This is a genomic window from Bifidobacterium jacchi, from assembly GCF_009078285.1.
GTDB lineage: Bacteria > Actinomycetota > Actinomycetes > Actinomycetales > Bifidobacteriaceae > Bifidobacterium > Bifidobacterium jacchi.
Genome location: NZ_RQSP01000092.1, coordinates 1 through 1,648, shown reverse-complemented (window position 1 = coordinate 1,648; position 1,648 = coordinate 1). Strand labels below are relative to the sequence as shown.

At 53.8% G+C, this 1,648-nt stretch carries 2 protein-coding genes; both read right to left on the bottom strand.

The genetic code is table 11. The annotated features are described in order from the left end of the window. Window positions 1-281: 281 nt before the first annotated feature. Window positions 282-1,121 (bottom strand): hypothetical protein, encoded by an 840-nt coding sequence (locus EHS19_RS10440; protein WP_151917695.1) that lies wholly within the window; start codon window positions 1,119-1,121, stop codon window positions 282-284. Further along, window positions 1,102-1,648 (bottom strand): hypothetical protein (locus EHS19_RS10910; protein WP_175578438.1); only part of this gene is annotated, 547 nt, incomplete at its 5' end. The genes EHS19_RS10440 and EHS19_RS10910, both read right to left, overlap by 20 nt.

Below are 1,648 nucleotides of genomic sequence, written 5' to 3'. Positions count from 1 at the left end.
CTGGCACGGCGATGGTACTGCATTCGAGAGAATGTGGGAGAGTAGCACACCGCCGCAACAACACTTACCAAGGGGTGTTCCCAACAAGGAACACCCCTTGTTTGTATTTCCCGACCAATCGCTAGGCCGTCCCCCCCCTGAACGAAAGGGTGGTTTTGCTTCGGCATCCTCGGTGGCTGGCTACGTCACGTCTTATGGTGTATTGAGTGCTGATTGGCCCCCTCTGATGAGGGGGCTGTCAGCGAAGCTGGCTGGGGGAGAGAAGAAGTTCAACCCCTCCATTATTTAAGAGACGGACCATGAGTTGGCTTTTGTAGCGACGGTTTAGTTTGTGCTCGGTCACTTTGCGTCGCGTTGCTGCGTATTGAAACCTTACGGCGCTCTGTCATGCGCATCCTTCGGCGTGAAGGACACGCTGCTGTTTTCGTTCTTTTTCCGGTGAACTGTTTGGCTTTCTTCAACGTGCCGCTGGTGGTGTTCACGTTCAACGTGATCGTACCGTTCACGGACTGTGAGGCCATGCCATTGTTGGATAGGGTGATCGTGTCCGTGACGGGCTGACTGCCGCCGGTCAACGTGTGACCAGTGGCTTTCGTGCTGATGGTCAGCTTGTAGCTGGCTTTCCATGATTCGTTCTTGTCGTTGCGCCCGTTATGACGGGCTTCGGCGCTCATATGCTGCTGTTTGGGGATCGCCACGTCGAACCAGTATTCGCCCGCAGGCCATGTCTTCCACGATTTCACCACGTCACCGGGACTGAATTTCACGTTGACGGTGCTGGCGACGCTTGTGGTGAACCGTTTCAACGGGCTCACGTGTGTTTTGCCGTCCAATGTGATGGCGGTGAGGGTGATCTGTCCGGTGACCTTTTCCTTGCTGTTCGCATTGTTTTTCAGTGTGATCGCGTCGGTGACCGGGTTGGTGCCGCCCGCCGTGCCGAACCTGCCGGACGCTTTCGTGCTGACCGTCAGCTTGTAGTTCTGCGGCGGCGGGGTTGGTGATGGCTCGTACTGGTTGAGGGCGATGACGATGACGACGGGCGGAAATGGAACAGTGTTGTTCCAAGCTTTTGCCGCCAGCTTGTCTACCGACCAAGCTGGATCATCTGAAAAAAGCATCATTGGTGTAATATATTTTGTTATTGTTGTGATACTTTTTATTTGCAACGGTCTTGTTCCATTGGGCCTCCCAAAAGTTTGCTGTCGCGAATCCCGTACCGTCATATTTATGCGACAATGTGGTGTTAACGCCCACACCGACCATGCGACACTTGCCCTTACCTTTCTGGTCAGGGTGGAGCTTGTCGAATCGCGCTAGACAGTTCTGATTAGCCCCGGCAATTGTCTGGTTTGTTACTTTTGTCGCTGTTCCTGAATCGACATTGGGATTACCATCATCCCAGTCGTTCCATATGCCTCCCATTGCACTCAGTGCTTTTTTAAAGGAGCTGAGGTTCATCGGACCCCAGCCACCATTATTGTTGTCACGATAAGCCCATCCAACTAGAGACTGAGAATTTGAACCGGCTGAACCCGGCCCCCAATCAGAGCCACCTGAATACAGCTGAATACCTCCATCGGATTGATCCAGCTTTTTATCTTGTGGAGAGCCCGGGCCATCCTTGGTGCCCGCTCCCCATCCGGCTCCA